Origin of the sequence: Roseisolibacter sp. H3M3-2, from assembly GCF_029211165.1 — a bacterium.
GTDB lineage: Bacteria > Gemmatimonadota > Gemmatimonadetes > Gemmatimonadales > Gemmatimonadaceae > Roseisolibacter.
On sequence record NZ_JARGEK010000559.1, the window covers coordinates 1 to 2,213 of the forward strand.

The window sequence follows — 2,213 nt, forward strand, 5'->3', positions numbered from 1 at the left end:
GGCGGCGGCGAGCGCCGCGGCGAGCAGGGCGCGGCGGAGCGGGAGCATGGCGGGCGGGGCAGAGGTCGGACGGCGGCACCGCGGGGCGTGGCCGCGCCCGAAGGCATGGCCCGCGCGCCGCGCTCACGCAACGGCCGGCGGCCCGCCCTTGTGCCGCGCGGGGCCGGACGTACGCTTGGGCAGGGGTCGGGAGGAGGGGGAGGCGAAACCACGAGCGGAGGGAGCGCCATGGACGAGTCGCGACTGCTGCCGGTGCCCGTCCCCCCGCGCCGCGAGCCGGGGCTGCTCGCCAGCCTGCGCGCGCTGCTCGACGCGGCGCTCGACCTAACCGACGACGCGGCGGACCGCGTGGCGCAGACGCTCGGGCTGCGCGAGGCGCGGTGACGCCGGCCGCGACGGCGGCCGGGCCGTTCGACCTGGTCGCCGCGCTGCTGCACACGTTCGACACGAACGACCGGATCAACCGCTACCTGCTGGAGCACCTGCCCGCCGGCGCGTGGTCGGCGGCGCCGCCCGGGGGCAAGGGGCGCACGGCGGCCGCGATCGTCGCCCACATGCACGCCGTGCGGCTGATGTGGCTCAAGGCCGTCGGCGCGCCCGCGCTCCCCGCGCCGCTCGACAAGGCCACCGTGACGCCCGCCGAGGCCGCGGCGGCGCTGGACGCGAGCCGCGCCGCGCTGCGCGACGTGCTGGCCGCGGCGCTGGCCGGCGACGGCCGCATCAAGGGCTTCAAGCCCGACGCCGCCGCGTTCCTCGGCTACCTGATCGCCCACGACGCGCACCACCGCGGGCAGATCGCGCAGCTGGCGCGCCAGGCCGGGCACCCGCTCCCGCAGGCGGCGATGTTCGGGATGTGGGAGTGGGGGTCGCGGGGGCGCGACTGATCCGCGTGCGCTGCGGGCTGCGGACTGCGGGTTCCGAATCCGCAGCCCGCAGTCCGCCGCGTCCTCACCCGTCGCGGAGCGCCGCCATCGGGCTGACGCGCGACGCCCGCCACGCCGGCACGCTGCACGCCGCCAGCGCGACCGCCGCCAACACCAGCGCCGCCGCGCCGAAGGTCGCCGGGTCGGTGGGCGCGACGCCGAAGAGCAGCGACCGCAGCCAGCGCGTCGCCACCAGCGCCGCCGCCAGCCCCACCGCGCCGCCGCCCAGCGCCATGCGCATCCCCTCGCCCACCACGAGGCGGAACGGCGCCCCGGGCGCGGCGCCCAGCGCCAGCCGGATGCCGATCTCGCGGGTGCGGCGCGCCACCGAGTAGGCGATCACCCCGTACACGCCGACCGCCGCCAGCACGACGGCGAGCGCCGCGAAGGCGCCGAGCAGGACGACGTAGAAGCGCGGCTGCGTGACGCGCTCGGCCACCGCGTCCTCGAGCGTGATGACGTCGGCGACCGGCACGTCGCGGTCGAGGGCGTGCACGACCGCCTCGACGCGCGCCGCCGCGGCGCGCGGGTCCCCGGCGGTGCGCACCACGAGCGTCATCGCCGACGGGTTGAGCACCCCCGCCGCGCGGGCCGCGGTGTCGCCGGCGGCCGGCGCGACGACGGGGAAGTACATCTCCTCCGTCGTGGGCTGCGACCAGTCGCCCTGCTGCACGTTGCGCACGACGCCGACGACCGTGAACCAGTCGGCGGTCGCGGGGTCGTCGCCGAGGGCGATGCGGCGCCCGAGCGCGCTCGCCCCCGGCCAGTGGCGGCGCGCCAGCCGCTCGTTGACCACGACCACGCGCGCCCCCCGCGCCTCGTCGGCCGCCGTGACGTCGCGCCCCGCCAGCACGGGGAGGCGCATGGCGCGGAAGTACCCGGGGCGCACGAGGCGGAACACCGCCGACGGCGCCTCGTCGCGGCGCGGCGCCGGGCGCCCCTCGACGAGGAAGCCGAAGCGCCACGTGTCGCCGTGCAGCGGCAGGTGGTTGGTGAACCCCGCGCCCTCGACGCCGGGGAGCGCGCGCACGCGCTCCGCCACCTGCGCGAAGAAGGGGGCGCGGCGTGCCGGGGCGTCGGCGGGGGTCCCGCGCAGCGAGATCACCATCGCCACCGCGCGGGCCGGGTCGAAGCCGGCGTCGACGCGCAGCATGGCGGTCAGGCTGCGCAGCACGAGCCCCGCGCCGGCGAGCAGCACGAGCGCGACGGCGAACTCCGACACCACCAGCGCGCCGCGCAGCCGCACCCGCCCCGCGCCGTCGCCCCCGCCGCGCCCCCCCTCGCGCAGCG

General features: G+C 79.2%; 3 protein-coding genes. 2 read left to right on the forward strand and 1 reads right to left on the reverse strand.

From position 1 onward, the window contains the following. The first annotated feature begins 228 nt into the window (after positions 1–228). Both PYV61_RS24465 and PYV61_RS24470 read left to right on the forward strand, forming a co-directional pair. On the forward strand, positions 229–384 hold the full coding sequence (locus PYV61_RS24465) for a hypothetical protein (protein WP_275836493.1): 156 nt from the start codon (positions 229–231) through the stop codon (positions 382–384). After that, entirely contained in the window at positions 381–884 is a 504-nt protein-coding gene (locus PYV61_RS24470) for a DinB family protein (RefSeq protein ID WP_275836494.1), read from the forward strand. Before PYV61_RS24465 ends, PYV61_RS24470 begins: the two co-directional genes overlap by 4 nt. 64 nt (positions 885–948) lie before the next feature. Here the strand turns inward: PYV61_RS24470 and PYV61_RS24475 are convergent. Further along, positions 949–2,213: ABC transporter permease (locus PYV61_RS24475; RefSeq protein ID WP_275836495.1), on the reverse strand; the 1,265-nt coding region annotated here is incomplete at its 5' end.

Bases quoted from the DNA above. Each gene is read 5' to 3' on its own strand.
- PYV61_RS24465 (WP_275836493.1), top strand. From the start codon at position 229: ATGGACGAGTCGCGACTGCTGCCGGTGCCCGTCCCCCCGCGCCGCGAG.